This is a genomic window from Pandoraea pneumonica (assembly GCF_902459645.1).
GTDB classification, from domain to species: Bacteria; Pseudomonadota; Gammaproteobacteria; order Burkholderiales; family Burkholderiaceae; genus Pandoraea; species Pandoraea pneumonica.
This window is the reverse complement of sequence record NZ_CABPSK010000005.1, coordinates 58,276-84,558: the sequence shown is the minus strand read 5'-3', so window position 1 is coordinate 84,558 and position 26,283 is coordinate 58,276. Positions and strand designations below refer to the sequence as shown.

General features: G+C 63.5%; 24 protein-coding genes. 13 read left to right on the top strand and 11 right to left on the bottom strand.

Annotation, left to right across the window (positions count from 1 at the left end; translation table 11 throughout):
- Positions 1-21 precede the first annotated feature (21 nt).
- The 3 genes from PPN31114_RS22885 to PPN31114_RS22875 all read left to right on the top strand — a co-directional run bounded on the left by PPN31114_RS22885 (position 22) and on the right by PPN31114_RS22875 (position 2,765).
- Entirely contained in the window at positions 22-792 is a 771-nt protein-coding gene (locus tag PPN31114_RS22885) for a sulfite exporter TauE/SafE family protein (protein WP_150681838.1), read from the top strand.
- Between the two features lie 64 nt (positions 793-856).
- Positions 857-1,789, top strand: a complete 933-nt coding sequence (locus tag PPN31114_RS22880; protein WP_150681837.1) for a carbohydrate kinase family protein — start codon at positions 857-859, stop codon at positions 1,787-1,789.
- Between the two features lie 73 nt (positions 1,790-1,862).
- Positions 1,863-2,765 carry a LysR family transcriptional regulator gene (locus PPN31114_RS22875; protein WP_150681836.1) on the top strand — a complete coding sequence of 301 codons (903 nt, stop codon included), beginning with the start codon at positions 1,863-1,865 and terminating at the stop codon, positions 2,763-2,765.
- Positions 2,766-2,858: 93 nt separating this feature from the next.
- Here the strand turns inward: PPN31114_RS22875 and PPN31114_RS22870 are convergent, their stop codons facing one another.
- Positions 2,859-3,965: an SDR family oxidoreductase gene (locus PPN31114_RS22870; RefSeq protein ID WP_150681835.1), complete on the bottom strand. Its 1,107-nt coding sequence runs from the start codon at positions 3,963-3,965 to the stop codon at positions 2,859-2,861.
- A 52-nt stretch (positions 3,966-4,017) separates the two neighbouring features.
- Positions 4,018-4,869 carry a MipA/OmpV family protein gene (locus PPN31114_RS22865; protein WP_150681834.1) on the bottom strand — a complete coding sequence of 284 codons (852 nt, stop codon included), beginning with the start codon at positions 4,867-4,869 and terminating at the stop codon, positions 4,018-4,020.
- Positions 4,870-5,115: 246 nt separating this feature from the next.
- On the opposite strand from PPN31114_RS22865, the gene PPN31114_RS22860 reads away from it, so the two are divergent.
- The 6 genes from PPN31114_RS22860 (at position 5,116) to PPN31114_RS22835 (ending at position 11,739) form a co-directional block, all read left to right on the top strand.
- A complete protein-coding gene (locus PPN31114_RS22860) occupies positions 5,116-5,820 on the top strand; it encodes a response regulator (RefSeq protein ID WP_150681833.1) in 705 nt (234 codons plus the stop codon).
- Between the two features lie 3 nt (positions 5,821-5,823).
- Positions 5,824-7,125 carry an ATP-binding protein gene (locus PPN31114_RS22855; protein ID WP_150681832.1) on the top strand — a complete coding sequence of 434 codons (1,302 nt, stop codon included), beginning with the start codon at positions 5,824-5,826 and terminating at the stop codon, positions 7,123-7,125.
- Positions 7,126-7,240: 115 nt separating this feature from the next.
- A complete protein-coding gene (locus PPN31114_RS22850; protein ID WP_150681831.1) occupies positions 7,241-8,377 on the top strand; it encodes a porin in 1,137 nt (378 codons plus the stop codon).
- Positions 8,377-9,096, top strand: a complete 720-nt coding sequence (locus PPN31114_RS22845) for an ABC transporter ATP-binding protein (protein ID WP_150681830.1) — start codon at positions 8,377-8,379, stop codon at positions 9,094-9,096. Before PPN31114_RS22850 ends, PPN31114_RS22845 begins: the two co-directional genes overlap by 1 nt.
- Positions 9,097-9,102: 6 nt before the next feature.
- Positions 9,103-10,074: an ABC transporter substrate-binding protein gene (locus PPN31114_RS22840; RefSeq protein WP_150681829.1), complete on the top strand. Its 972-nt coding sequence runs from the start codon at positions 9,103-9,105 to the stop codon at positions 10,072-10,074.
- A 6-nt stretch (positions 10,075-10,080) separates the two neighbouring features.
- A complete protein-coding gene (locus PPN31114_RS22835; protein ID WP_150681828.1) occupies positions 10,081-11,739 on the top strand; it encodes an ABC transporter permease in 1,659 nt (552 codons plus the stop codon).
- Positions 11,740-11,811: 72 nt separating this feature from the next.
- Here the strand turns inward: PPN31114_RS22835 and ahpF are convergent, their stop codons facing one another.
- From ahpF to PPN31114_RS22815, 4 genes are all read right to left on the bottom strand, one after another.
- Complete coding sequence (ahpF, locus tag PPN31114_RS22830) at positions 11,812-13,401, bottom strand: alkyl hydroperoxide reductase subunit F (RefSeq protein ID WP_150681827.1); 1,590 nt, start codon at positions 13,399-13,401, stop codon at positions 11,812-11,814.
- A gap of 168 nt (positions 13,402-13,569) precedes the next feature.
- Positions 13,570-14,133 (bottom strand): alkyl hydroperoxide reductase subunit C, encoded by a 564-nt coding sequence (gene ahpC / locus PPN31114_RS22825; protein ID WP_150681826.1) that lies wholly within the window; start codon positions 14,131-14,133, stop codon positions 13,570-13,572.
- 147 nt (positions 14,134-14,280) lie between these two features.
- Positions 14,281-14,949 carry an outer membrane protein assembly factor BamB family protein gene (locus PPN31114_RS22820; protein WP_150681825.1) on the bottom strand — a complete coding sequence of 223 codons (669 nt, stop codon included), beginning with the start codon at positions 14,947-14,949 and terminating at the stop codon, positions 14,281-14,283.
- Between the two features lie 54 nt (positions 14,950-15,003).
- A complete protein-coding gene (locus PPN31114_RS22815; RefSeq protein WP_150681824.1) occupies positions 15,004-16,251 on the bottom strand; it encodes a helix-turn-helix domain-containing protein in 1,248 nt (415 codons plus the stop codon).
- Positions 16,252-16,332: 81 nt separating this feature from the next.
- Here PPN31114_RS22815 and PPN31114_RS22810 point away from each other — a divergent pair, with 81 nt between their 5' ends.
- On the top strand, positions 16,333-16,875 hold the full coding sequence (locus PPN31114_RS22810) for a cysteine hydrolase family protein (protein WP_150681823.1): 543 nt from the start codon (positions 16,333-16,335) through the stop codon (positions 16,873-16,875).
- 16 nt (positions 16,876-16,891) lie between these two features.
- On the opposite strand, the gene PPN31114_RS22805 is transcribed toward PPN31114_RS22810, so the two are convergent.
- The 3 genes from PPN31114_RS22805 to PPN31114_RS22795 form a co-directional block, all read right to left on the bottom strand.
- Positions 16,892-18,421, bottom strand: coding sequence for a YfcC family protein (locus tag PPN31114_RS22805; protein WP_150681822.1), 1,530 nt, complete (start codon positions 18,419-18,421; stop codon positions 16,892-16,894).
- 95 nt (positions 18,422-18,516) lie between these two features.
- Positions 18,517-19,314, bottom strand: a complete 798-nt coding sequence (locus PPN31114_RS22800; RefSeq protein ID WP_150681821.1) for an IclR family transcriptional regulator — start codon at positions 19,312-19,314, stop codon at positions 18,517-18,519.
- Positions 19,311-20,231 carry an N-formylglutamate amidohydrolase gene (locus PPN31114_RS22795; RefSeq protein WP_150681820.1) on the bottom strand — a complete coding sequence of 307 codons (921 nt, stop codon included), beginning with the start codon at positions 20,229-20,231 and terminating at the stop codon, positions 19,311-19,313. The genes PPN31114_RS22800 and PPN31114_RS22795 overlap by 4 nt, the downstream gene beginning before the upstream one ends.
- A gap of 377 nt (positions 20,232-20,608) precedes the next feature.
- Between PPN31114_RS22795 and PPN31114_RS22790 the strand changes: the two genes are divergently transcribed.
- Positions 20,609-21,832 (top strand): porin, encoded by a 1,224-nt coding sequence (locus tag PPN31114_RS22790; RefSeq protein WP_150681819.1) that lies wholly within the window; start codon positions 20,609-20,611, stop codon positions 21,830-21,832.
- A gap of 144 nt (positions 21,833-21,976) precedes the next feature.
- Here the strand turns inward: PPN31114_RS22790 and PPN31114_RS22785 are convergent, their stop codons facing one another.
- Positions 21,977-22,216 (bottom strand): hypothetical protein, encoded by a 240-nt coding sequence (locus tag PPN31114_RS22785; RefSeq protein ID WP_150681818.1) that lies wholly within the window; start codon positions 22,214-22,216, stop codon positions 21,977-21,979.
- Positions 22,217-22,489: 273 nt separating this feature from the next.
- Here PPN31114_RS22785 and PPN31114_RS22780 point away from each other — a divergent pair, with 273 nt between their 5' ends.
- Together PPN31114_RS22780 and PPN31114_RS22775 are read left to right on the top strand one after the other, a co-directional pair.
- Positions 22,490-22,939: a MarR family winged helix-turn-helix transcriptional regulator gene (locus PPN31114_RS22780; protein WP_150681817.1), complete on the top strand. Its 450-nt coding sequence runs from the start codon at positions 22,490-22,492 to the stop codon at positions 22,937-22,939.
- 44 nt (positions 22,940-22,983) lie between these two features.
- Entirely contained in the window at positions 22,984-24,738 is a 1,755-nt protein-coding gene (locus PPN31114_RS22775) for a chloride channel protein (protein WP_150681974.1), read from the top strand.
- A gap of 96 nt (positions 24,739-24,834) precedes the next feature.
- Here the strand turns inward: PPN31114_RS22775 and PPN31114_RS22770 are convergent, their stop codons facing one another.
- Positions 24,835-26,217: an MFS transporter gene (locus tag PPN31114_RS22770; protein ID WP_150681816.1), complete on the bottom strand. Its 1,383-nt coding sequence runs from the start codon at positions 26,215-26,217 to the stop codon at positions 24,835-24,837.
- Positions 26,218-26,283 lie beyond the last annotated feature (66 nt).

Here is a 26,283-nt window from a genome sequence, read left to right as displayed (position 1 = left end):
CACATCCACAGCTAACGATCCATGCCGTCCCCTCTGTTCGATACCCTCCTGAACGCCCTCCCCACGCTTCACGCATGGCTGTTGATGAGTGTGGCGCTCGTCGTCGCGTACCTCATCTTCGGTATTGCAGGCTTCGGCACTGCGCTCGTTGCCAGCCCGGTACTGGCCTACACGCTACCGGTGGCGCAGATCGTGCCGATGCTCGCCCTGCTCGACTTCAGCGCCGCCTCGGGCAACGTAGTGCGCAATGCACGCGCCGCCGATACCGGTGAGCTACGCCGACTTCTGCCCGCAATGCTTGTCGGCAGCCTCGCGGGTGCGGCACTACTACTGCACCTTCGCCCCGAGACGTTGTTGCGCGCACTCGCGTGGTTTGTGTGCGGCTACGCGGTGTTTGCGCTGATTGGCCCGCGTGCCAAGTCCCGGCTCTCGCAAAAGTGGGCAATCCCGTTCGGTACAGTGGGTGGCGTATTCAGCGCAATGTTTGGCAGCGGCGGCTTCATTTATGCGATTTACCTGACCAGTCGGCTTGAACGCGTGGAATCGATGCGCGTCACGCAAGCCACGCTCATTGGGTTCAGCACGCTGGCACGCGCCGTGCTGTTTCTGATCGCGGGTGTCTATGCCGATGTGCCGATGCTGGTAACAACGCTCACACTCGTCCCCGCCATGGTGATGGGCATGTGGCTGGGCAAGCGCATCACACTGCACTTGTCGCGTGCGCAATTCGTGAAAGTGGTGAATCTTGTGGTGCTGGCCGCGGGCGTGGCGTTGCTGGCGCACAGCAAATAGCTCGCATGGCAGATACCGCAGGTATGCTGACGGCCTGCGCCCACACACACCTGCTATTGCCACCATGTCCCTGCCCGCACTACTCGTCTTTGGCGAAGCGCTGACCGACCTGATTCGCCAACCGTCCGGCGATGGCCGCCAGTGGGTGAGCCGAGCGGGCGGCGCCTGTTGGAACGTCGCTCGCGTCACCGCAGCGATGGGCGTGCCAACGGGCTACGGCGGGTCAATCAGCACGCACGCACCATTCGGCACGGAATTGCTGGCCCTGTCCGAGGCGTCGGGCCTCGACGCCCGTTATCTTCAACCGGTAGATCGCCCGCCCCTGCTCGCCGTCGTGCACCGGCACGACCCGCCTGCCTATTTCTTCCTTGGCGAAGGGGCCGCCGATCTTGCCTTCGATCCGCTTGCGCTGCCGACGGGTTGGCAAGATGCCGCCCGAGTCGCGCATTTCGGCTGCATCAGCCTCGTGCGCGAACCGCTCGCGAGCGTGCTCCTCGATCTGGCCGAGCAACTGCACGCCCTCGGCGTCGCGATCAGCTTCGACCCGAATCTGCGGAATTTGATGGGCCCTGGCTACCTCGCGACGTTTGCCCGTATGGCGCGACTCGCGACATGGCTCAAGTTGTCTGTCGAAGATCTGCGAGCGCTGTATCCCGCGCTGACCGATGGCGCCGCACTCGATGAAGTTCGCCGCCTCGCACCTCAAGCGATGCTGCTGCTCACCGACGGCGAGCGCGGCATGCGCCTGCTGACGCCCGACGGCAGCGAACTCACACAACCGGCCTACCCCGTCGCCGTTGCCGACACCGTGGGCGCGGGCGACGCCGCCATCGGCGGCTGGCTGGCCAGCTTGTCGCGCGCACCGAAAGCCCCACTCACGACCCACTTGCGCTACGCCGCAGCCGCCGCAGCGTTGGCCTGCACCCGCACTGGCGCGCACGCCCCGTCGTGGGACGAAGTGCAAGCCCTAGCGGCACCGCCCGCAGCAAGCACCTGACGCCACAGCGCACCGACCATCGAAAAAATGGCTATGATGACGACCAATCATCACTATTTCCGATGAATTCGATATGACGCCGGACCAATTGCTGACCTTCGCGACGGTCGCCGAGCTGGGCAACATCAGCCATGCCGCTGAGGCGTTGCACTTGTCGCAGCCAGCCGTCTCCGGGCAGTTGCGCTTATTGCAGGAATCGTTCGGCGAGCCGCTGTACCGGCGTGACGGGCGCGGCATTCGGCTCACTGCCGTGGGCGAGCAAGTCGCGGCGTACGCGAACAAACTGCGGCAAGACTACCGTCAAGCACTCGCGCTGCGCGACAGCCTGCGCGGGCTGGAAACCGGCGCGTTGCGCATCGGCGCGAGTACCACGCCAGCAAGCTACCTGCTGCCGTACGTCATTGCCGAATTCCACCAGCGCTATCCGGCGGTGGCCCTGCACATCATCGACGGCAACACGAGCGAGATCGTGGCGCAACTCGACAGTCTGGATGTGGCTTTCATCGAAGGGGCGGTCCCGCCCGGCCTGTCGCCGGACGTAGCGGTTAGGCCGTGGCGCGACGACGAAGTCGTGGCCATCGCCCGGGCCGATCACCCGCTGGCGCATCTTCCCGGCGGCGCGTCGTTGCAAAGCATCGCCGAATATCCGCTGATTCTTCGAGAGCCGGGTTCCGGCGTGCGCGCCCTGGTGGCACGGGCGTTCTCCGTCTCGGGACTGGAGCCGCGCGTCGCGCTGGAGTTGGCCGGGGTGGAAAGTATCAAAGAGGCCGTGCGCGCTGGCATGGGTATCGGCTTCGTCTCCGCGATGTCGATGCGCCATGAGGGCGCGGCGCTAAGGTCAGTGCGCATCGATCCGCCGCATGGTCTCAAACGCTTGCTCACGGCACTCGTGCCGCACGCGGATGCGCTCAGCCGTCCGACTGAGCGCTTTCTCGCGCAATGCTTTGCGGCAGACGCGGCCAGCCCGACCACCTGATGCTGCACGGATGCGGCGACCCCATCGTACGCCGCACACCGGGCAGCGGGCGAACCGGACTGGCGCGCCGCCTATCCCGTCCTCCAGCGGGACTCACTTGAAATCCCACGCCATCTGCTCGGCCACGGAAGTGGCTGCCGACGAGCGCACGCAAACATCGAGGTAATCGGTCACGGGCGGCGGCGGCGAAGTGCCTTCGCCCAGCAGGCGGCGGTTATCGAACACGTAGTCGAGCGCGGCAAACGCCCCGTAACGACGCAGCGCCTTCGCCATCAATCGCCCGTTACCGGTGCCCAACTGACGCGAGAGCGCCGGAGTCAGCCGTTCGATCTCGGCGTCGCCGATATGGCGGAACCGTTCGCCTAGCGGTGCCACGCCGCGCGCTCTGGCCAGCGCCGCCTCGATCTCGCGAATGGTGCGGGTCGACGACTCGCCCGCCGACACGTGATAAAGGTCGTGACGCAGGCGCGGCAAAAACGCCAGATCGATCAGCGCATCGGCACAAAAATCGACGGGCACCACATCGAGCCGGTCATCGAGCCCGCACGTGAACGCGCCCAGCAACTGCACCATGCGGAACATCCAGAAGATGCTGCCCGAGGGCTCGCAGCCGAGCTTGGTGTGCCCCACCACAATCGACGGCCGGGCCACCACCAGCGGCAGCCCGGGCCAATCGCGCCGCAGCCGCGTCTCCGCCTCGGCCTTCGACGCCGTGTACGGCACCAGTTGATGATCGGCGCGCGCCAAATCGTGCGATTCCTTCACTACACCGGACAGCGCGTCGCCGCAGGCCATCGCCGTGCCCACATGCACGAAGCGCTCCAACACCGGCGAAGCGGCCACCGCCCGCGCAAGCGCGAGCGTGCCTTCCACGTTCACGGCATCGAGTTGCGGATGTGCCGAAAACGAAGCGATTGCGCCCGCATGAATCACGTGCGTGACGCGGCGCATGCGAGGGTCGTCGTCGAACGAGATCGGTTGTGCCAGATCGCCGCACACGATGTTCGCTTCCGTGAGCGAGAGCCGGTGAACGGGCGCGACGCGAAAACGGTCCATTGCGGCGCGCACCCGGGAGAGTCCGTCGGCACTGGTGCGCGCACGCACGAGCAGCAACAGCGACGGCCCGAAGCCGTCCTTGAGAAGCTGAGCGACGACGGCGCCGCCCACAAAACCGGTACTGCCGGTGACGAGAATTCGCATGGCTATTGCCTCGCTTTGCTAAGAAGCAGGACCGCCGCGCCGCACTACGTGCTTAGAACGTGTAGTCGAGCGTGGTGGCGACCTGATAGTTGGTCTTGTTGAACACGATGGGACTCTTCGATGCGTTGCCGGTGTAGCGAATCAGGCCGCCGGCAACCGTAGTGCTCCAGTGCTTCGTAAATTTGTGTGTCCAGTTCGCCGTCAGACTCACGCCGTACAAGCCGCCGCCCGCCGAATACTGGCGATAGCCCGAGTTCAGGCTCTGATTGGCCGTCACGCCGAAATACGTCTGCGCATACTTGCTGCTCGCGAAGTGGGCCGTCGCGCTCACGCCCACCGAATCGACGGCCGACTTGTACGCAACGCTATCCACCGAGAAGCGATAAACATTGCCGCGATCGCGATTCGTGAGCGGAATATCGGTGGCCACACTCACGACAGCCAGATCGCCGATGGCGTAGCCCGCTTGCAATGTGGTGAACACCGAGCCTTTCACGTCGCCCATGCCGCGCAGCTTGTCCGAGCCCGAATCCAGTCCTTTCTTCTGGTCCTTACGGCCGCCGTCGTACGACAGCGCCGCCGACAGGAAGAAACCGGCCGGCAGCGGCAGCCGGTACCCGATGCCGCCCAACCCCACGAACACGCCGTACGGCGTTTGCAGCGCCAGATTCAGCGCGGGCGTTGCACGGTATTCGTTGCTGCCCATGTAGCGCGGCGAATAGCCGACACCGCCGCCGATGGTGAATTCGTAACCGCTTTCCGGCGCCTGCGTGGGCAGGCTTGCATCGGGTTGAATGCCGCTGTAGCGCGACGGATCGACGGCGAACGCCTGCGGCGCGACACCGGCAAACACGACACCTGCGGCGCTCAGCGCGGCAACCCGGGGGAGAAGGCGGTTTTTCATGGGACTCCTACAAAATTATTGGAAGGTTGCAATCGAAGCGTTGGACGAACGGATTGCAAGGTGAGCGCATGGTAGGCGCGAACCGGCGGCGTGACTGTTATTCGATTTAGGAGAGTTGTGAACAAATGTTTTCGTTTGTTCACAGGTTTGAAACGCCCGCCCGGCGGGGCTGCCGGGCAGTAAAATGCGCCTCACGGGAATGCCGCCAAACGCCGCGGCACAGCACAACAGGAAAGGAATACGGCCATGTACCGTGTCTTGCTCGTCGAGGACGATGCGCGGCTTGCCGCACTCGTCACCGAATATCTGCACGCTTATCGCTTCGAAGTTGCCGTCGTAGGAGATGGCGCGCGTGCGCTGGAGCGCTACCGCGCCTTCGCTCCCGACATCGTTGTGCTCGATCTGATGCTGCCCGGCATGGACGGCATGGAGGTGTGCCGCCAACTGCGCGCAGTGAGCACGACGCCCATACTCATTCTTACGGCACGGGAAGACACCTACGATCAGGTGGCGGGGCTGGAAGTCGGTGCCGACGACTACGTCGTCAAGCCGGTCGAACCCCGGCTGCTGCTCGCCCGGCTACGCGCCCTACTGCGACGCGCCGTCCCGCTCGCGGAAATCGAGGAGCCGACCGAAGACGGTCTCTCGTTCGGTCAGTTGCGCATCGTGCCGCGCGACCGGATGGTGTTCTGGCGTGGCTTGCCGGTGGAGTTGAAGTCGAACGAATTCAGCCTGCTGCTGATTCTGGCGAAGGGCGCGGGGCGCGTGGTCACGCGCGATGAAATTCTGCAACAGTTGCGCGGCATCGAATTCGACGGCATCGACCGCACCGTGGACGTGGGCATTTACCGGCTGCGCAAACGCTTCGAAGACACCGACGGCGAACCGCAGCGCATCAAGACAGTCTGGGGCCGGGGCTATCTCTTTAGCCCCTCGGCCTGGGAGAGTTGATTCATGTTTCGCATTCTTCTGAAGCTCTACGGCCTGGTGGCGATTGCCGTCATCGCCGCCATCTTGCTCATCAACAACACGTTCGGCTTTTTCTTCTACGACATCCTGAATCGTTCCGCGCAGAAGCAATTGGGCGCCTACGTCTGGCTCATCAACCAGTCGCTCGAAAAACTGCCGGAATCGGAGTGGCCAGCCTTCGTTGCGAAGTTCGAGTCTCACGGCAACGACAAGATCGACATCAAGCCGCTCAAAGACCTGCCGCTCCCCTTCGAATATGCCCGCAAGGATCTCGAAGCCGGGCTCGTCGTCGCCAACGGTATCGACGGCGATCACTACGCCGTGCGCCTGCTCAACTCCGATTGGGTGCTCACCTCTGTGACCGGCACCGACCTGAATCTGCGCCAGATCAACTACCTCGCGTACACCGTCGTGGCGCTGCTGATCTTGCTCGCCGTGCTCACATGGTCGCGCTGGTATTGGACCGACGTGCAATCGCTCAACCGTGCGGCGTCACGGTTCGGTGAAGGCGATTTCAGTTCCCGCGCCCGCGTCTCGCGCTTCTCGAATCTGGCCGCCCTGGTACGCGTGTTCAACACCATGGCCGATCGCATCGAGCGCTCCATCACGACGCAGAAAGAGATGATCAACGCGGTGTCGCACGAACTGCGCACACCGATCGCGCGTCTCGACTTCGGGCTCGAAATCCTGCAACAGCGCCGCCACGAAGCGGATGCCAACGAGCGCATCGCCGCCCTCAAGGGCGATATTCGCGAACTGGACGAGTTGGTCACGGAGTTGCTCTCGCTTGCCCGTCTCGACCAAATCACCGCGCCGCCCACGCGCCATGCCGTGTCGTTGCGACTGATGTTCGACAGCCTTGCCGCCAACTGCACCGAAGTGCTGGCGTCGCGCTCCATCGCGTTGGACATCAGCGCCGAGCCCGGGGCCGATTGCGTCGAAGTCGAACCCAAGCTGCTCGCGCGTGCCGTGCAGAACCTGCTCAACAACGCCATGCGTCATACCACCCGGCGCATCGTGTGCGGCGCGAAAACGTGCGAAGACGGTAGCGTAATGATCTACGTCGACGACGACGGCGAAGGCGTCCCGGCGCAGGAGCGTGCGCGCATCTTCGAGCCGTTCCATCGGCTCGACAGCAGCCGCAACCGCGCCACCGGCGGCTTCGGGCTGGGCTTGGCCATCGTGCGCCGCATTGCGCTGCTGCACGGCGGCAAGGTCGGCGTCGACACATCGCCACTGGGCGGCGCACGCTTCACCATCACGCTGCCGGGCACGCACACGGTCTGAGCCACAGCCGGAGCAACAAGGGAGTTCTCTTTCGGACGACGATGAATTGTCATGGTGGCGACATGTTCGCCGCTTAACCTGACGGCTCAATTGAATCCCAAAGAGGACTCCTGTAATGAAACCCAACTTCCGCATTGCGGCGGCGGGGTGCTGCCTGGCGCTTGCCAGCAGCCTGCCCATGCCCGCCTTGGCCCAGTCAAACGTTCAGCTCTACGGGCTGATCGACTCGGGTGTCGAATTCCTCACCAACGCCGACAAGAACGCCGCCGGCAACACCGTCAGCCTCTCGCGTGTCACCTCGGGCAACCTCGCCGGTTCGCGCTGGGGCCTGAAAGGTTCTGAAGACCTCGGTGGCGGCAACAAGGCATTTTTCCTGCTCGAAAACGGCTTCAACCTCGGCAACGGCACGTCCCTTCAGGGCGGTCGCGAGTTTGGTCGTCTGGCTTATGTCGGCTTGTCGAACAGCGCATTCGGCGCGGTCTCGATCGGCCGTCAGGGCGGCGTGTTTCTTGACTGGGTGAGCAAGTTCAACCCGCTCAACAACGCTGTCTACGCCATCAAGATGCAGGACACCGCGTTCTCCGACCGTCTGGACAACAGCCTGCGTTACTCGGGCAAGTTCGGCGCCTTCGAAGCGATGGTGCAGTACTCGAAGGGCTACGACGACGTGAGCTTCGGTGCCGCCAGCACCACGCCGGGCGACAACCGCCGCGCGCAAGTCATCGACGCCGGCCTGCGTTACGCCAACGGCCCGCTGTCGTTCGTGATCGCTTACGACCAGAAGAATGGCGGCTCGGTACTCCCGAACGCGGCCATGACCTCGAAGGTCGGCGGTTATGAAGGCAACGTCGACCGCCGTATCGCGGCGGCCGTGCAGTATTCGCTGCAAAGCGTCGACCTGTACGTGGGTTACCGCTACCTGAACGCGAAGGCGATCCACCTCTCGGCCCTGAACAAGAGCCCGGTGGAGGCGTCGAGCTACTACTGGCTGGGCACCACGTGGCATGCCACGCCGGCGCTCGACCTGTCGGCCACGGCGATGTACCAAAACTTCTACGGCACGAATCGTGATCCGTTGTCGTTCCAGGTCAGCGCCGACTACAGCTTCTCGAAGCGTACCGACGTCTACGTCAACATGGGCTACGTCGTGAACCGCAATGGCTCCGACCTCGGTCTGAACGGGTTCGGCACCAACGTGGTGGCCGGGAAGAATCAGTTCGGCACGATGGCCGGCGTCAAGCACGTGTTCTGATGACGCGCGACACACGCCCTTCGCAAGGCGGCGTGTCGCCGGGAAACACAGGCGTGAGCCTCTCGCTGCGCGCGCTGCACCAGACGTTTGGTGCAGCGCGCGTACTTGATGGCATCGATCTCGACGTCCCGGCCGGCACCACGACCGCACTGCTCGGCCCCTCCGGCTGTGGCAAAAGCACGCTGCTCAAGCTGCTCGCGGGGTTGCTCGCGCCTACCGGCGGCGAAATCCGTTTCGACGACACCGTCGTCGCCAGCGGCACCGTTTGCCACTCGCCCGAATTGCGCTCGCTCGGCATGGTCTTTCAGGACTATGCGCTGTGGCCGCACATGAGCGTGGCGGCCAACGTGGGGTTCCCGCTGGAGATGCGCGGCGTGAAACGCGCCGAGCGCGCACAACGCGTGGAAGAGGCGCTTGACCTGGTCGGCCTCGCCGGTTACGGCACGCGCCGTCCGCAAGCGCTCTCGGGCGGCCAGCAACAACGCGTCGCGCTCGCGCGCGCCATCGTCGCGGCCCCTCGCCTGCTGCTCTTCGACGAACCGCTATCCAACCTCGATCGCGATCTGAGAACGCGCCTGTGCACCGACATCGGCGCCCTGCTCTCGCGTCTGGGCACGACCGCCGTGTACGTGACCCACGACCGCGAAGAAGCCGAAGCGCTGGCCGATCAGATCGTAATCCTCGCCCACGGGCGCGTTGACAAACGTATTACGAGGTAGCCCATAATGCTCCACCGCAAAATTATCGCGACACTCACCATGGCCTTTGCTGCAAGTGTCGGCGCACAACACGCACATGCGCTGACCGTCTACACCGCCGGCCCCGGCAACCTGAGCAAAAAACTTGCGACGGGTTTCGAGAAGAAGACCGGCATCAAAGTCGATGTATTTCAGGCCACCACCGGCAAGGTGATGGCACGCATTGAAGCCGAACAGGCCAACCCGCGTGCCGACGTGCTCATCTCCGCCTCGTGGGACACCGCACAAGACCTCGAAAAGCGCGGCTGGCTCGCGCCGTTCCAGAGCGCTAACGCCGCGCGCGTGCCGGCCCCGTTCAAGACGACGCATTACGTCGCGCAGGGCCTCTCGGCGCTCGGTATCGTGTGGAATGCGAAGTCGGGCACGCCCGAGCCGCACGACTGGCGCGATCTGACCAAGCCGGCCTATCGCAACCTGGTGACGATGCCTGACCCGGCACTGTCCGGCGCATCGGCCGACTTGCTACTGGGCCTGCAAGCGCGTCTGGGCGGCGAAGCGTGGAAGCTCTTCGACGACCTGAAACAAAACGGCATGGTCGTCTCGGGCCCGAACGCACAGGCACTCAATCCGGTGCTGCAAGGCGCGAAGGCCGCCGTGTTCGGCGCGGTCGATTACGTGGCTTACGCGGCAGCGGCGGGCGGCGAAGCGGTGAAGGTGATCTTCCCGGCGAGCGGCACGGTGATCGCCCCGCGTCCGATGATGATTCTGAACACGTCGAAGCTGCAAAGCGAAGCGCGTCAGTTCATCGACTACGTGCTCTCCGACGAAGGCCAGCAACTGGTGGCAGAAGCGTGGCTGATTCCGGCACGCGAAGACATCGCCATCAAGCGCGCTTCGTTCAAAGATCTGCGTTTGCTGCCGCAGGGCGACGCGCAGTCGTCGAGCGCCTCGCGCGCCGAAGTGCTGGCCCGCTTCGCGAAACTCAACGGCCAACACTAAGCTCACGTGAAATCGTTCCGACTTCTCCCGACGGCGACGGTCGCAGCCCTCGCCGTCGTGGTGGCGTTACCGGTCGCGTTCGTGCTGTTGCAGGCCGTTTTCCCGCATCTCGCGCAGGGCTCGTTTGCCGGGCCCTTCTCCGCTGTTTGGTCCACACTCTCGCACGACAGCACGTTGCCGCTCATCGGCAATACCCTGCAACTCGGGGTGTCGGTGGCGCTGGGCACCGCGCTCGTCGGCGGTGCCCTTGGAGCCGTGCGCGGGCTGTTCCATGTGCCTTACGCGCGGGTGTGGGATCTGTGCTTTCTGCTGCCGTTTCTAGTGCCGCCGTATCTCGCGGCACTGGGCTGGATGCTGCTGTTGCAAACCGGCGGTTACGCGCAGCAACTCACTGGACTCGATGCCGGACGCTTCCTGTTCTCGCTGCCGGGCCTCGTCTTCGTGATGACGCTCAACATTTTCCCGGTCGTGTACTTCGCGGTGTCTCGCTCGCTGGCGACCACCGGCTCACGCCTGGCTGACGTGGCACGCGTGCACGGCGCATCGGCATGGCGTGCGTTTGCGCGCGTGACGTTGCCGCTGGCACTGCCCGCGTTTGCGGCGAGTTTGCTGCTCGCGTTCACGATGGCGATCGAAGAATTCGGCGCCCCTGCTGCCTTGGGGGCACGTGCCGGATTCTCCGTGCTGGTGACGGCCATCGAAGGCCGTTTTGCCGATTGGCCGATCGATTTGCCGGGGGCTTCGATCCTGTCGGTGGTGCTGGCGACGATTGCGTTGCTCGCGTTCATCTTTCAGCATCGGCTGTCTGCGGGCAAAGATTTCGAGACGCAAACGGGCAAGCCCATCGCGTCGCCGCCGCGAGCGCTCGGGCGCTGGCAATGGCCGGTCATCGTGGGATTTAGCGTCGTGGCGCTGCTGGCCACGGTCGCACCGTTGTTCTCGATTCTGGCGACGGCATTCTCCGGCACGCTCTCGGGCGGCTTGTCGGCGGCGAACCTCACGACAGCGCATTTCGCCGCACTGCTCGGCCAAGGCGCGGAAGGGCTCGAAGCGCTGGCCACCAGTTTGTCGCTAGCGCTGGGCACATCGCTGGTGACGGGCGTACTTGGCTTCCTGTGTGCGTGGTGTGTGGTGAAGTCGACCATGCGCGGCCGTGTCTTGATCGACGGCTTGTCGCTGCTGCCGCATGCGTTGCCGGGCATTGTCGTGGGCGTGGGCCTGATCCTCGCGTGGAACCTGCCGTTCTGGCCGGTCACGCCGTACAACACGTGGGGAATCTTGCTGCTCTCGTACAGCTGCCTGCTGCTGCCGTATCCGGTGCGCTACACGAGTGCCGCCTTGCGCCAGACGGCGGCTTCGCTTGAAGCGGCGGCCCGGGTGCACGGTGCCCCTGCCGGTGTCGCGCTGCGACGCATTACGCTGCCGTTGGTGATGCCCGCGTTGGCGGCGTCGCTGATGATCGTGTTTGCGATTGCTTCGCGCGAGTTGGTCACGTCGCTGCTGCTGGCACCGAGCGGTGTGCAAACCGTTTCCATCTTCGTGTGGCGACAGTTCGAGCAAGGCTCGATCGGTCAAGGCATGGCGATGGGAGTGGTGTCGATGGCAGTGAGCGGCACCTTGCTCATGCTTGCGTCGCGACTCACGGGCAAACCGGCGAACGCCTGATAGTTAGCGTTGCTTTAACGAAAAAAGGGGCAGCCTCGCGGCTGCCCCTTTGCACATCTGGCGACGAAATCGTTAAGCGGCGACAGCTTCGCGCGGCGTCTCGACTTCATCGTCGACCGAGCTCAGCATCAGATGCTCGAACGCGCCCAGCGAGGCCTTCGCACCTTCGCCCACTGCGATGACGATTTGCTTGAACGGCACCGTCGTCACGTCGCCTGCGGCGAACACGCCCGGAATCGACGTCGCACCCTTGGCATCGACTTCGATTTCGCCATGACGCGACAACGCGAGCGTGCCCTTGAGCCATTCGGTATTCGGCACCAGACCGATCTGCACGAACACGCCTTCCAGTGCCACCGTCGTCGTCTCACCCGAAACACGATCGCGATACACCAGACCGTTCACCTTCTGACCGTCGCCGGTAACCTCCGTGGTTTGCGCATTCATCAGCACGCGCACGTTCGGCAGGCTGCGCAGCTTACGCTGGAGCACTTCGTCGGCGCGAAGTTGCGTGCCGTATTCGATCAGCGTGACTTCCTTGACGATGCCTGCCAAGTCGATGGCTGCCTCAACACCGGAGTTACCGCCACCCACCACGGCGACACGCTTGCCCTTGAACAACGGGCCGTCGCAGTGCGGGCAGTACGCCACACCGCGGTTGCGGTATTCGCGCTCGCCCGGCACGCCGATTTCGCGCCAGCGTGCACCGGTCGCCAATACGATCGAACGGGCCTTGAGCACTGCGCCGCTCGCAAGGCGAACTTCGTGAATCTTGCCGGGCACGAGCGCTTCGGCGCGTTGCGTGTCGATCACATCGACGTCGTACGCCTTCACGTGTTGCTCGAGTGCGGCGGCAAACTTCGGGCCTTCCGTGTGCGTGACCGAGATGAAGTTCTCGATGGCCATCGTATCGAGCACCTGACCGCCGAAGCGCTCGGCCACGACACCTGTCGTAATGCCCTTACGAGCCGCGTAGATCGCAGCCGCCGCACCGGCAGGGCCGCCGCCGACGATCAGCATGTCGTACACAGGCTTGTTCTCGAGCGCCTTCGCAGCACGTGCCGAAGCGCCGGTATCGAGCTTCGCCAGCAATTCCTTCACGCTGGTACGGCCTTGCGTGAACGACTCGCCGTTCAGAAACACCGTCGGCACCGCCATCACCTGACGCGCTTCGACTTCGCCTTGGAACAGCGCGCCGTCGATGGTCACTTGCTGAATGCGCGGATTGATGAGTGCCATCACGTTGAGGGCCTGCACGACTTCCGGGCAGTTTTGGCACGACAGCGAGATATAGGTCTCGAAACGGAAATCGCCGTCGAGCGCGCGAATCTGCTCGATGGTGTCGTCATCGAGCTTGACCGGGTGACCGCCCACTTGCAGCAACGCCAGCACCAGCGACGTGAACTCGTGCCCCATCGGCAAACCCGCGAAACGGATACGCGGCGCCTCGCCCGGCGCGCCGATGGCGAACGACGGACGGCGCTCATTGGCGTCATCGCGTGCCACGACCGTAATGCGCGTCGAGAGCGGCGCGATCTCGTCGACCAGTGCCTTCATCTCTGCGGCTTTGGGGCTGTCGTCGAGCCACACGGCGATTTCGATCGGGCGCGTGACTTTCTGGAGATACGTTTGCAACTGGGCTTTGAGGTTCGCGTCCAACATGGCGTGTTTTCCGTCTCGATAGGGTGAACAAGGGCGATCGCATCAGCGGGGGCTGGCGATGGCGGCGTCGATATTCGGGAGAGGTGCCGGCACACCCGGTTCAGGGGGGCGGGTGCGCCGGCGGGGGGCACCGCTCTGTGACGTGAGCGGCGTTTGCTGCGGTGAAGCTTAGATCTTGCCGATCAGGTCGAGCGACGGGCTCAGGGTTTCAGCGCCCGGCGTCCACTTGGCGGGGCAGACTTCGCCCGGGTGCGATGCGACGTACTGGGCAGCTTGCACCTTACGCAGCAGTTCCTTGGCGTCGCGGCCGATGCCGTTGTCGTGGATTTCGCACAGCTTGATCTCGCCTTCCGGGTTGATCACGAACGTGCCGCGCAGGGCCAGACCTTCTTCTTCGATCAGCACGTCGAAGTTGCGCGAGATGGCGAGCGTCGGGTCGCCGATCATCGGGTACTGAATCTTTTGAATCGTGTCCGACGTGTCGTGCCAAGCCTTGTGCGTGAAGTGGGTGTCGGTCGACACGCTGTAGATCTCGACGCCAAGCTTCTTGAATTCTTCGTAGTGGTCAGCCAGATCGCCCAGCTCGGTCGGGCACACGAAGGTGAAGTCGGCCGGGTAGAACACCACAACCGACCACTTACCCTTGAGGGTGTCTTCGGTCACGGTGGTGAAATCGCCATTGTGATAAGCGGTGGCTTTGAACGGCTTGATCTGGGTGTTGATGATCGGCATGTCGTTGTCTCTCTGACTGGGTGGAAAGTGTTGCCAGTATGCCGAATGCTATCGATCAATAGAAATTGATTATTGAAATCTATGAAATAGGCGGAGGCTATCGCCCCCGATAGCCTCCGCCCACCTTCGTCCCAAGTCAGTCCTGCCTTAGCCCTTCGGATACCGCACAGCGCGCACTTTGCCGCTCATGCCGCCGCCGCAGAAGAAGCGGTCGATTCCGTTGTATTCGAGGCCGCTCACGCCGATGCCTTCGGGCATGACTACTCGGGCGAGCACTTCGCCGCTGACCGGGTCGACGTGGCGCAGTTCGCTCTCATCGTTCTCCCAGGTGCCGTGCCACAGTTCGTCGTTCGCCCACGTGATGCCGGTGACGAAGCGATCCGACTCGATGCTGCGCAGCACGCGTCCGGTCTCGGGGTCGAGTTGCAGAATCTTGCGGTCGCGGTACTGCCCGACCCACAGGTGCCCTTCCGCCCACGTCAGCCCGGAACTGCTGCCGCTGTCTGGCGCGGGAATCGTGTGCACGACCTTGCCTGTCTTGGGATCGATCTTGTCGATGCGCGTCTCGGCGATCTGATAGATATGTTTGCCGTCGAACGCGGTGCCCGCGTCGCCCGGTGTGTCGAGTGTGCGGCGGATTTTTCCGTTGGCCGGGTCGAAGGCGACCAGATGCGGGCCGGTGGATGCCCAGACCGATTCGCCGTCGAAGGTCACACCGTTGATGCGATCTGCGCCGTTAAACGGCCCGTATTCGCACAAAATATCGGCCGCGGTCACGGATTCGCTGCGGCTGCGTTGCAGGGGTTTGCTCGTCATAGTCAACTCCAGTTGTCGGTTCACATGCCCGGGGCCCCAGGGTGTGAAATCACTTTAGCTAAACGACCACGCAGCAGGGAGTAACAATATCGTCGTGAATTCGGTCAGCGGCGGCGCCACCCAGCGCCGCGCCCGGGCCTGCCCGATGGCGCGCACCTTTCCTTCGTCGTGCAGCGCCGACAACGCACGCTGCACAGTGCGTTGACTGGCGTCGAGGGCAAGCGCGATGGCCGATGTCGACCACGCAGCCCCATCGGAGAGCAACGCGATCACCGAAGCAAATTCATCGTCGATAGGCGGCACCAGCACGCAGACGTTGCGCTCGTCGGCGCTTCGCAAGACGAAGCCGCGCGGCGTCGCGTCAATCGAGGCCACGCCTTTGAGCAGTGCGCGCAAGCGGCCGATTTCTACGCGCAGGCGAGCGCGGTGAGTCTCATCGATCTGATTGGCACGCCGCAGTCCGAAGGCTTCTGCGATCAGGGTTTCGCGGGCCACATCGGCAGGCCACGCCTGTGCCAGACAACGAATCAACGAGAACAGCACCGGACGACGTGCCAACGGACGCCACGTGTTACCGGCGCTCACGCCACGGCGGCAGGCGTCGACCACCAGCGCTCCCGAATTGAGTACACGGGCCAAATCGTTCAAATGCACGTCCAAGTGCATGACCTGCTCGGCATTGGGATGCCACAGTCGTGCGACCGGCCGCGACAACACCGTGCGCACTTGCGCGAGTTCGGCGGTTAGCGCTGGCACGTTGGCGGCATCGGCGGCCGTTTGCGCGCGGGCCATGGCGGCGTGCGCGTCGTCGATACGCAGTGCCCGCAAGGCGAATTCCGCCGCAATCAGTTCGAAAACGGCAACGAGACGTGCGGGGACGGGGGCACTTTGCACGGCGATGTCGTGCAACGCTTGCGCGGCCGCATCGAGACGGCCGAGCAGCAGCAGACGGCGAGCCATCACCAACCGCGCGAGCATGGCGTTGGCGGCATCGGCGTGGGCATCGAGCGTGATGGCGGCAGATTGCAGTGCGCGCAGCGATCCGCTGAAGTCGCGCATGGCGAGTGCGATTTCCGCATCGGCGACGATGCAACGCGCGCGTGCCATGGCTTCATTCGCACCGAAACGCCGGGCGGCACGTTTGAGCAACTCGCGCGCGCGGGGGTACTCGCCAAGCTGCGCCATGGCGATACCGCGCAGCGCGAGCGCAGGCGGGTCGTCTCGCAGCGCAACGCGCTGCAAGGCACCCAACGGGTCACCGGCGGCCAGTGCCCGGGCGGAGGCAGCAATCAGGGAGTCCATCGCGCGATATTACCTTGCGCACGAGCGCGTCCGGCGAGTTGCCTTCTGCGGACTAGAATGTCTCTTTCCACGGAGACGGCCATGACCTCAGCATTGCTTGTGATCGATTTTCAGCGCGGGTTGATCGACGACGAACCGCGCCCCGGTGACGTTGAACGCACCACCGAGAACATCAATGCACTGATGGAAAATGCGCGCCGCGGCGGGGTGCCCGTCGTGCTGATTCAGCACGAGGACAATCGGGGTTTGGTGAGAGATTCATCGCCATGGGAATTGGCGAAAGAACTGCAAGCGGGTGCGGGTGACTTCCGCGTTGGGAAGCGCACGCCGGATTCATTTCTGGGGACGGAGCTCGAATCGCTGCTCACTTCGCTTGGCGTGAAGCATGTTGTGGTGTGCGGCTATGCAAGCGAGTTCTGCGTCGACACTACGGTGCGCAGAGCCGCCGCGCTGGGTTACCCGGTGACGATTGCCGCCGACGCCCATACCACGCACGACAAACCCCACGCCAAGGCCGCGCAGATTCGTGAACATCACAATGCCACGCTGTCGGATATCGGAAGCTTCGGTCCGAAGATTCGCGCCATTCCCGTGGCATTGATTGATTTCAACGCATTGGCTTAAGTGCCAGTTACCGCACTCAATACCCGCTAAGCACCGCAAAGGCGAGCGCCCCGCCCGAGAGAATCAGCAGCACGAAGAACAGCGGCAAGATGAACTTCAGCCACTGGCCGAAACCGACGCGCGCCGTTGCCAAGTAGGCCAGCAACATCCCCGATGTCGGCGTGATCATGTTGGTCAAGCCGCCACCCAGCAGGAACGCCAGCACCGACGTCTGGGGGCTCACCCCCGAGAGTTGCGCAATCGGCCCGATGATCGGCATGCTCACGGCAGCTTTGCCCGACACCGACGGAATAAACACGTCCAACGCCATCTGCACGCCCATCAAACCATTGGCCACGGCGACAGCCGACTGCCCGCGCACCATCTGCGTGAAGTCGTTGATGAGCGTGTCGAGCACGTAGCTGCCGTGCAGAATGATTTCGACGGACGCCGCCAAACCGATCAACAATCCCGCGAGCATCATGCCCTTGAGGCCCTCGACGAACGCATCGGCCGCCGTGCGTGAATCGAGCCGCCCCACCACCGCCGTGACCAGACTCGTCAGCACATAGAACGCCGACAACTCCAGATTGCCCCACTTCAATTCACGCGTGCCATACACCAGCATGGCCGCCGCGACCGCTAGCACGAGCAACGTGGCCTTATGCCGCCCCGAGAGCCGCGCGTGCAGATGCGCCACTTCCTGCATATGCGCACGGGCGTCCGCGAGCCGATAGTCGCTGCGATACACGTGCCACAGGAAATACGCGATCCCCAGCGCAAGAAATACGACGAAAATGGCCACACGCAGACCCAGCCCGGAGAACAACGGCAACCCCACCAGCGGCTGCGCCACTGCCAACGCCAGCGGATTGGTCACCGATGCGATGTAGCCGATCTTTGCGGCAATCGCCACCAGCGCCACGGCAAACAGATTCGACAGCCCCAAGCGGCGCGTGAGCACCATCACCATCGGAATGACCACGAGGTATTCCGAAATGAAACCGAGCAACGTGCTGCCCAGCGCGATCAACACCATCAGCAGCGGCGCCAGCACGTACATGTTGCCGGAGGTCAGTTGCAGCAGCCGGTCGATACCGGCATCGATGGCACCGGTCTTGCGCATCACGCCGAACATGCCGCCCACGAACATCACCATGAAGATGAGCGGCGCGTTCTTCACCAAGCCCTGCGGCACGGCGAGAAACGCCGACACCACGTTGGCCGGCTGCGCCTGTTCCGGTGTGCTGTGGGTGGCCTTGGGCGCGACGAGCATGCTGACATCGTGCGTCTTCGGCACCACCTGATACGTGCCCGGCACAACCAGCTTGCCCGCGCGCTCGAAGCGGCCCGCATCGACCCACCACGTCATCGCCACGGCCATGATCAACACCCAGAGCATCATCACCACGGGGTGCAGCATCTTGCCGTGCGGTTTTTCTTCGCGGCCTGAAGTGCCCTCGCCGCGGCCAGCATCGGCAGGCTCGCTCGTGTGGCCCGGTGCCGACGCGGGAAGCGAAGCGGAATGGGAATGCCCGTCGACGGGCGTCGGCGCAAGCGCTGTCATGGAAGTTCTGCCTATTGTCTCGTTGTGTTTGTGAAATGACGTCGCGCTGCGCCCTGCCCGCGCCCTCTCACGGGGCTAGCGGGCCATCGGGTGCGCTACGCCACCCGGTTCGCGGGCGGTGCGACGTTGGATGCTTCGGCGCCAGGAGCGCCGACGTATCCGAGTTCTGCCGAAATTTCGCGGCTGCACGCTTGCAGACGCTCCAGATAATCGGGAATTTCGATACGGCTAATACGGGCTTCCGGCCCCGAGATCGAGATGGCCGCGACGACTTCGCCCGACACATCGCGCACCGGCACGGCAATCGCCACCGCACCGCTCGTCACTTCGCCAGCACTCATCGCATAGCCCTTGCGCGTGACGGCCGCCAGCTCTTCGGCGAACGCCATCGGCTCGGCCGCCGCAGGCAAATGCTTCATGCGAGCGAAAAACTCGTTGCGAATCGCGTCCTGCGCAAACGCCAGCAGCAACTTGCCCGACGCCCCCGAACTGAGCGAACGGCGGTTACCCACCGCACCCACCGAGCGCACTTGGTGCGTGGTCTCGCAACGCGCGACGCACACCGTCTCGAGCCCTTCGCGCACGCGCAGCACGATCGTCTCGTTGATCGCCTGATTGAGCACGAGCATCGACTTCTGCGCGGCACGCACGAGAATGTTCTGCTGCGACGCCGCCACCCCGATCACAAACGCCTGCGGCCCGAGCGCATACGTCGTGGTGCGCTCGTCCTGCAACACGAAGCGGTTGTGCTCCAGCGTGCACAGCATGCGATACGTGCGCGACTTGTTGATACCCAGACGGTTCGACAACTCGGTCACCCCCAGCCCTGGGTGCTCGGCCACCAGCGAGAGCAGCTTGAGTGCGCTGTCGACGGAATCGACGATGTAGTTCATGAGATTTCCTTCGGGCTTAGCTGCGCCTGCACCCAACGGGCCAGCGCAGCAGTGAACGTTTCCAGATTGCGCCCGAGCGTATCAAATCCCGCGTGCTTCACAAAGCGCGCTTCGTCCATGTACAGCGCCCGGTTGATCTCGATTTGCAAGCTGGAGCGACGTTTCGCCGGATCGCTCACGGCGGTGAGCAGGTCGCCACCCTGATACGGCGTATTGACCTGCACGCGATAGCCGAGCCCGCGCAGCGCCTCGGCCACCCATGCCGTGAACGCTGGGTCGGCGGTGGTGCCGAGTCGATCGCTCACGACCATGTCAGGACGCTGCTCGCCCTCGTCGACATTCATCGCATTGCCGCGCGACTTCATCGAATGGCAGTCGACGTGCCACAGCGCACCATGCTGTGCGACGGCCGCTTCCGCCGCGTCGGACAACGCCGCCCGATACGGCAGGTAGTACGCGTCGAGACGATGCTGCACTTCGGCCACCGTCAGCTTGCGGTCGTACATGGGCATACCTGGCAACGCGTAACGGCGCAGCAACCCCATACCGCGCGCCGAATACTTCTCCGGTGCAATGCGGCCCGGCCACGGCGCATCGAGCATGTCGGCATCGATATCGGTCGCGGCGCGATTGGCGTCGATATACGTGCGCGGAAATTTCGCGCCGATCAACGTGCCGCCATGACGCGGAACACACGCCCACAGTTCGTCGACAAACGCGTCCCAGCCGGAGAGCAGCGCTTCGTGCGGCGCCACTGTGCCAAAGTCATCCGGCATCTCGATACCGCTGTGCGGCGAATCGAACACGATCGGCAGCGTCGCCCCCTGAGCACGCGTCACGAAACAGGCCCCGTCGCGCACGGCACGATCCACCGACGCGCGCTCGGAAGCTGCGTTGTTGTTTTCTTGCGTCACCATCAAAAATTTTTCCAACGTCTTGACCGCCACTTTGTGACCGGAAACAACCGGCCCGAATCGCTCAGATGTGTCTGTGTTTTATTTATTAAAACAGTGTATTAAAAATTAAGCCTCAAAAAATTTGGCCGGTCAAGCTCCCTCGATTACCTTTTTCTCCGGCAGCCAGAGGAGAACACGCGACAAGCGTGCTGCCAAAGGCTTTGTTTCCAGTGTTTCAATCATTGAAATGGCACAGACGGCCGATCAGTGCCATCTCTACGTCAGGATTTTTTCTCCCCCGTTGACGACTTTGCCCTCTCGAATTGATAATTTTCAAAACGTTGTTTTAATCATTAAAACATTCGAGCAAATCACTCAAAAACACCCGGAGGGGGGATATGAAACACAAGGCATGGCCAATCGCACGCTTGGCAGTTCTGGGCTTGGGCACGGCGGTATTGAGCACATCGGCGCTCGCGCAATCGAACGTGACGATCTATGGCTTGCTCGACAGCGGGGTCACCTACGTCAGCAAAGTCGCTGGTCCGAGCGGCACGGCGACCGGCAACCGGTTCAGCGTGGATAGCGGCGACCTTCAGCAATCGCGTTGGGGCATGAAGGGGACGGAAGATCTGGGCGGCGGCATGAAAGCCCTGTTCATCCTCGAGGGGGGCTTCTCGGTCGCCAACGGTACGGCCGGGCAAGGCAACCTGCCGCTCGGACGCACGTCGGTCGTCGGCCTGTCCAGCCCGTACGGTACGGTGCAGTTGGGCCGCCGCAAGGACTACATCGACGAAATCGCTACGTGGTATTCGAGCGTCTACAACTTCGGCACGTTCATCAACGGCGTGCACGATAACAACCTCGACCGGGTTGGCGGCAACCGCTCGAACAACTCGGTTCGCTACGACACGCCCGACTTTCGCGGCCTGACCGCTAACGCGACCTACGGCTTCGGTGGCACGCCGGGCTCGATGTCGACCGGCCAATCGCTTGGCTTCGGCGCCAACTACAAATACGGCGGCTTCGGCATCGGTTTCGGCTATTGGCAATCGCGTCTGGGCACGGGCACCGCTACCACCAACTCGTCGAGCGACGTGGGTGCCACCTCAGGCGCCGGTTGCGATCCGGCTTACGGGCATGCGGGCGACGTATGTATCCGTACGTGGATGGTCGGCACGAGCTACAAGTGGGATAAGGCGCGCATCTATGCCTCGTGGTCGCGCACGCTGCAACCGCTCGCACGCTTTGGCGGCACCTCGGCACCGTTCGCCACCAACTTCACCAGCGCAGCAAGCTCGGGTGCGTTTGCGGCGGCAGGGTCGAACAACAACGCCACCAATGTGTTCGACGTGGGTGTGAACTACTGGGTGCTGCCGAACCTTGAACTGGTCGGCGCGGTGCTGCATTCGCGCTATTCGTTCGTCGGCGCTCCGGATACCGGCCGCCTGCTCCAGTTCAACGTCGGGGTGGATTACTTCCTGTCCAAGCGCACCGACATCTACTCGTATTTCGCCAACCTGCGGGCGTGGAATATGTACAACCCGGGCGTGACCGGCGGTGCACCGGGACGCGACGCCACGCAAAGCGCCATGACCATCGGCGTGCGTCACGTGTTCTAAGCGGAATCCAGCAGAAGACATCGTTGATAGCGACAGCACCTCGCAACGGGGGGCTGTCGAGATGCCCGCGCGAGGTCAGCCTCGCGCGGGCATCGTCGCATTGGCACGCAGTGCGGCTACGCTAATACGCCTAAGGACGGGGCGTTAATGCGAAGTGGTCGTCACACGAGGCGGGCAATCGCTGCCCTCGCAGGCGGACGATGGCGCGCCGCGCGCCTGCGCCACTGGCGCCGCGTCGGCCCGTCCGAAGCCAATTTGATGAAAGACACCGCCACCCAGCTCGAAGCCAGTGGCGTAGTGATAAGCGGCGACCGTCGAGCCCAACGCCACCGAAAGCAACAACAACGTACCCGCACGCCAGTGGCGCCGGACCGTGGAAGCCATGTCTCCTCCCTGTCAGAGGTCGGCCCGCTCGGACGGCGCTCGTCACCACATTTGGCGACGTCTCGGCGGGGATCGAGTTCCAGTCACTACTGAGTCTCGTTTTTTCGCGATTCTGCACGCGCCACCCCCGCTTTGTCATCCCCGGCTATCCCTAAGCCCGAAAAAATATATCGTATCGTGATATATTTTTGCGTTTTCGGGCCTATGCTTCGTAACTAATCACTGTCGACCTATTCAGAACCCATTCGAAACCCAATCAAACCCATTCAAAACATGACCCACGCCACTTCGCCTGCCGCCAACGACCCTGCTCCCATCACGGCCGACGCCCTGAACAAGAGCGACTTCGAGGCGCTCTCGGAATTTCGCTATCGTCTGCGCCGGTTTCTGAACTTCAGCGAGACGGCTGCGCGCGAAGGGGGCATCACGCCGCAGCAGTACCTGTTGCTGCTGCACGTGAAAGGTATACCGGGACGCGACTGGGCGTCGATTAGTGAATTAGCGGAGCGCCTGCAAGCCGTGCATCACAGCGTGGTCGCGCTGGTGGCGCGTTGCGAGAAGGCTGGGCTCGTCACACGACGTCAAAACGAAAGCGACCGGCGCGTCGTCGAAGTGCACCTCCAGCCGTCGGGCGAAGCGTGCCTTGCCAAGCTCGCCGCACAACACCGCAACGAACTGACGACGTTCGCCGACATCTTCCACATTCGTGGCGTTCATCTGTAAGCAACGGCCTGTTCATGTCCTCCGTCTCCGATTCGACTTCACCGATGGCCCCGCCCGCGCACGCGCGCGACTTCGCACAAACGCCCGGACTGCCGCGACTCATTGCGCTGGCGGCGTTCATCGGCTTTTGCGGCGTGCCTGCTGCGTGGTTGCTGCTGCATCTGATTCAGGGCTTCACTAACCTGTTCTTCTATCAAACGCTGTCTTTCGCGCCGAACTCCCCCGCACATAACACGTTGGGGCTGGCGGTTATCGCCTTGCCTGTGGTCGGTGGATTGATCGTCGGTGCAATGGCACGCTTCGGCAGCGACAAGATTCGCGGACATGGCATTCCGGAAGCGATCGAAGCGATTCTCTTCGGCAAGAGCAAGATGTCGCCGCGCGTGGCCGTACTCAAACCGCTGTCGTCGGGCATCGTCATCGGCAGCGGTGGGCCTTTCGGTGCGGAAGGGCCGATCATCATGACGGGCGGTGCCGTCGGTTCGCTCATCGCGCAGGCGTTTCACTTGAGCGCCGCCGAGCGCAAGACGCTGCTCGTTGCCGGGGCGGCGGCCGGGATGACCGCCGTCTTCGGCACGCCGGTCGCTGCCGTCTTGCTCGCCGTCGAGTTGCTACTGTTCGAATGGCGTCCGCGCAGTCTGTTGCCGGTCATCGTGGCGTGTGCCGTCGCAGGCTTTGCCCGGCCCTTGATGCTCGAAGCTGGGCCGTTGTTCCCGATGACGACACCGCCCGTGGTGCCGATCGCGCTCGTGTCGTGCGTGATCGCCGGCGTCTGCGCGGGCGTGCTGTCAGCGGGCATGTCGCGTGCGCTCTACGCGATCGAAGACGCGTTTCACAAGCTGCCGGTGCATTGGATGTGGTGGCCCGCCATCGGTGGCCTCGCCGTGGGTATCGGCGGTTATTTGCAGCCGCGCGCACTGGGCGTCGGTTACGACGTGATCGCCGACTTGCTCGCCGGGCACTTCACGATGCACGCGGCGCTCGCGCTGCTGCTGGTCAAGGCGATCATCTGGGCCATCGCGCTGGGCTCGTGCACGTCGGGCGGGGTGTTAGCACCGCTGCTGATGATCGGCGCCGGACTCGGCACGTTGCTGGCCCCGGTGCTGCCCGGCGGCGACGTCTCGCTCTGGGCGCTCATCTGCATGGCCGCCACGCTTGCGGGCGTGCTCGGCGCGCCGCTCACGGCCATCGTCTTTGCACTCGGCCTCACGCACGACGTGAATGCGCTGCTGCCACTCTTGCTCACGTGCGGCGTGGCGTACGGCGTGACCATCTGGATCATGCCGCGCTCGATCATGACCGAGAAGATTGCGCGGCGCGGGCGTCATATTCATCGCGAATATGGCGTCGATCCGCTTGAGCGGCTGCACGTCGGCGAATTGATGACACGCGAGCCAGTCGCGCTGTCGGCGGCGATGTCCATCGACGATGCCGCTGCGCAGGCCTTCGGTGCGGAGCAGCGGCATCGCGCCTATCCCGTCACCGACGCCACGCATGCGGTGCTGGGCATGGTCGACCGTCAAGCGCTCACGCGCGCACAAGACAATGGCTTGCAGACGCTAGGCCAGTTGTATGGTGTGAATCCACCGCTCGTCGCCCTGCCCGGCGAAACCGGCCGCATCGTGTCGGCGCGCTTTGCCGCCCACGGTTTGGAGCGTCTGCCTGTCGTGGCGGATGCCACATCGCGCCGACTCATCGGCATCATCAGCCGCAGCGATCTCGTCAAACCGGCCGAGCATTGGCGCGCCGAAGAGCAAGTGCGCGAGCGCATGCTTCATCTCGGACGCCGACACAACTAAGTTCACCGCAATACCCACACGGCGATTTCCTCTCGTCCATAAAAAACGCGGCGCACGAGGCGCCGCGTCAATACAACAACTACGGTCAATCGATTGTCAGTGCATCGCGGCCGATTTGCGCGCGTCGGCGGCGTCTTGCGGCGACGCCTGATCGCCACGAGCACGTTCCCATGCGTTCTTGGCGAGCAACGCGATCGTTGCAATCACGGCCGGAATCGCCAGCAACGAGAACGTTGCCGAGAAGCCCAGATGACGGCGCATCAGTTCCGCGCCCAGCAACGCCCCGGCAATACCGCCGAAGCGACCAATCCCTAGCATCCACGCCACGCCCGTGGCCCGGCCGTGGGTCGGATAGAACATCGCGGCAAGCGACGGCATCGACGATTGCGCGCCATTCATTGCCGTGCCTGCGAGGAAGATCAGCGTCACCAGCATGCCGATGTCGCCCATCGCCTGCCCCACCGCATAGACCAACACCGCCGTCAGCGCGTAGCCGAACGCCACCACCTTTTGCGCGTTGAATTTGTCCATCAACCAGCCCGACAGAATCGTGCCGACACCGCCGCCCAGCGGGAACAGTGCGGTAATCAACGCGGCGCGCTGCACGGTGAAGCCAGCGTCCTTGAACAGAATCGGCATCCAGCTCGTGAGCAGGTAGAAGATCACCAGCCCCATGAAGTAGGTCACCCACAACATCACCGAACCGAAGCCGTATTGCTTCGAAAGCACCACACCGATGGGCGACGCGGCATGCTTCGGTGCGGCTTCGATCACCGTGAACGCCGTCACATCATCCAACGACTCGCCGGAAATCCGCGACAGAATGCGACGCACGCGCTCTACCGGTTTCTGATGCACCACGAGATACTTCACCGACTCGGGCAACAGAAAGATCAACAGCACCGAGAGTAACAGCGGCAGCACGCCACCAAGCACCAGCACGCTATGCCAGCCGAACGTCGGAATCAGCCACGAGGCGACGAAACCGCCGACCGATGCCCCCAGCGGAAACCCGCAGAACATCGTGTTGACAATCACCGCGCGGCGCGCTGCGGGGGCAAATTCCGAGATCAACGTCACGGCGTTCGGCATCGCGGCGCCAAGGCCCAGCCCCGTCAGAAAGCGCAGCACGGTGAGCGTCGTCAAATCCTGCGCGAAGGCCGTCGCAAGACTGGCCACGCCGAAGAACACCACCGAGAGCACGAGCATCGTCTTGCGCCCGAGCCGATCGGCGAGCGGGCCAGCGAAAATCGCGCCGCCTGCCAAGCCGAACAGCGCCGCCGAGAGCACCGGGCCGAGCGAGCCCTTATCGATGCCCCACTCCTGCACGAGTGCAGGGGCAATGTAGCCGATGGCTGCCGTGTCGAATCCGTCGATAGCGACGATGAAGAAACACAGAATCAGCACCAGCCATTGATAGCCGGAAAACCGTTGTGCGTTGATGTAGGCGGGCACATCCACCGTGCGCGTCTGGGTCATGAAGCTGTCTCCTCGGAGCTTTGGCGCTCCGTATGTCGTCGTTCTTGATCGGGCTGCGCCATGCGC

Bases quoted from the DNA above. Each gene is read 5' to 3' on its own strand.
- PPN31114_RS22885 (WP_150681838.1), top strand. From the start codon at position 22: ATGCCGTCCCCTCTGTTCGATACCCTCCTGAACGCCCTCCCCACGCTT.
- PPN31114_RS22880 (WP_150681837.1), top strand. From the start codon at position 857: ATGTCCCTGCCCGCACTACTCGTCTTTGGCGAAGCGCTGACCGACCTG.
- PPN31114_RS22875 (WP_150681836.1), top strand. From the start codon at position 1,863: ATGACGCCGGACCAATTGCTGACCTTCGCGACGGTCGCCGAGCTGGGC.
- PPN31114_RS22870 (WP_150681835.1), bottom strand. From the start codon at position 3,965: ATGCGAATTCTCGTCACCGGCAGTACCGGTTTTGTGGGCGGCGCCGTC.
- PPN31114_RS22865 (WP_150681834.1), bottom strand. From the start codon at position 4,869: ATGAAAAACCGCCTTCTCCCCCGGGTTGCCGCGCTGAGCGCCGCAGGT.
- PPN31114_RS22860 (WP_150681833.1), top strand. From the start codon at position 5,116: ATGTACCGTGTCTTGCTCGTCGAGGACGATGCGCGGCTTGCCGCACTC.
- PPN31114_RS22855 (WP_150681832.1), top strand. From the start codon at position 5,824: ATGTTTCGCATTCTTCTGAAGCTCTACGGCCTGGTGGCGATTGCCGTC.
- PPN31114_RS22850 (WP_150681831.1), top strand. From the start codon at position 7,241: ATGAAACCCAACTTCCGCATTGCGGCGGCGGGGTGCTGCCTGGCGCTT.
- PPN31114_RS22845 (WP_150681830.1), top strand. From the start codon at position 8,377: ATGACGCGCGACACACGCCCTTCGCAAGGCGGCGTGTCGCCGGGAAAC.
- PPN31114_RS22840 (WP_150681829.1), top strand. From the start codon at position 9,103: ATGCTCCACCGCAAAATTATCGCGACACTCACCATGGCCTTTGCTGCA.
- ahpF (WP_150681827.1), bottom strand. From the start codon at position 13,401: ATGTTGGACGCGAACCTCAAAGCCCAGTTGCAAACGTATCTCCAGAAA.
- ahpC (WP_150681826.1), bottom strand. From the start codon at position 14,133: ATGCCGATCATCAACACCCAGATCAAGCCGTTCAAAGCCACCGCTTAT.
- PPN31114_RS22820 (WP_150681825.1), bottom strand. From the start codon at position 14,949: ATGACGAGCAAACCCCTGCAACGCAGCCGCAGCGAATCCGTGACCGCG.
- PPN31114_RS22815 (WP_150681824.1), bottom strand. From the start codon at position 16,251: ATGGACTCCCTGATTGCTGCCTCCGCCCGGGCACTGGCCGCCGGTGAC.
- PPN31114_RS22810 (WP_150681823.1), top strand. From the start codon at position 16,333: ATGACCTCAGCATTGCTTGTGATCGATTTTCAGCGCGGGTTGATCGAC.
- PPN31114_RS22805 (WP_150681822.1), bottom strand. From the start codon at position 18,421: ATGACAGCGCTTGCGCCGACGCCCGTCGACGGGCATTCCCATTCCGCT.
- PPN31114_RS22800 (WP_150681821.1), bottom strand. From the start codon at position 19,314: ATGAACTACATCGTCGATTCCGTCGACAGCGCACTCAAGCTGCTCTCG.
- PPN31114_RS22795 (WP_150681820.1), bottom strand. From the start codon at position 20,231: ATGGTGACGCAAGAAAACAACAACGCAGCTTCCGAGCGCGCGTCGGTG.
- PPN31114_RS22790 (WP_150681819.1), top strand. From the start codon at position 20,609: ATGAAACACAAGGCATGGCCAATCGCACGCTTGGCAGTTCTGGGCTTG.
- PPN31114_RS22785 (WP_150681818.1), bottom strand. From the start codon at position 22,216: ATGGCTTCCACGGTCCGGCGCCACTGGCGTGCGGGTACGTTGTTGTTG.
- PPN31114_RS22780 (WP_150681817.1), top strand. From the start codon at position 22,490: ATGACCCACGCCACTTCGCCTGCCGCCAACGACCCTGCTCCCATCACG.
- PPN31114_RS22775 (WP_150681974.1), top strand. From the start codon at position 22,984: ATGGCCCCGCCCGCGCACGCGCGCGACTTCGCACAAACGCCCGGACTG.
- PPN31114_RS22770 (WP_150681816.1), bottom strand. From the start codon at position 26,217: ATGACCCAGACGCGCACGGTGGATGTGCCCGCCTACATCAACGCACAA.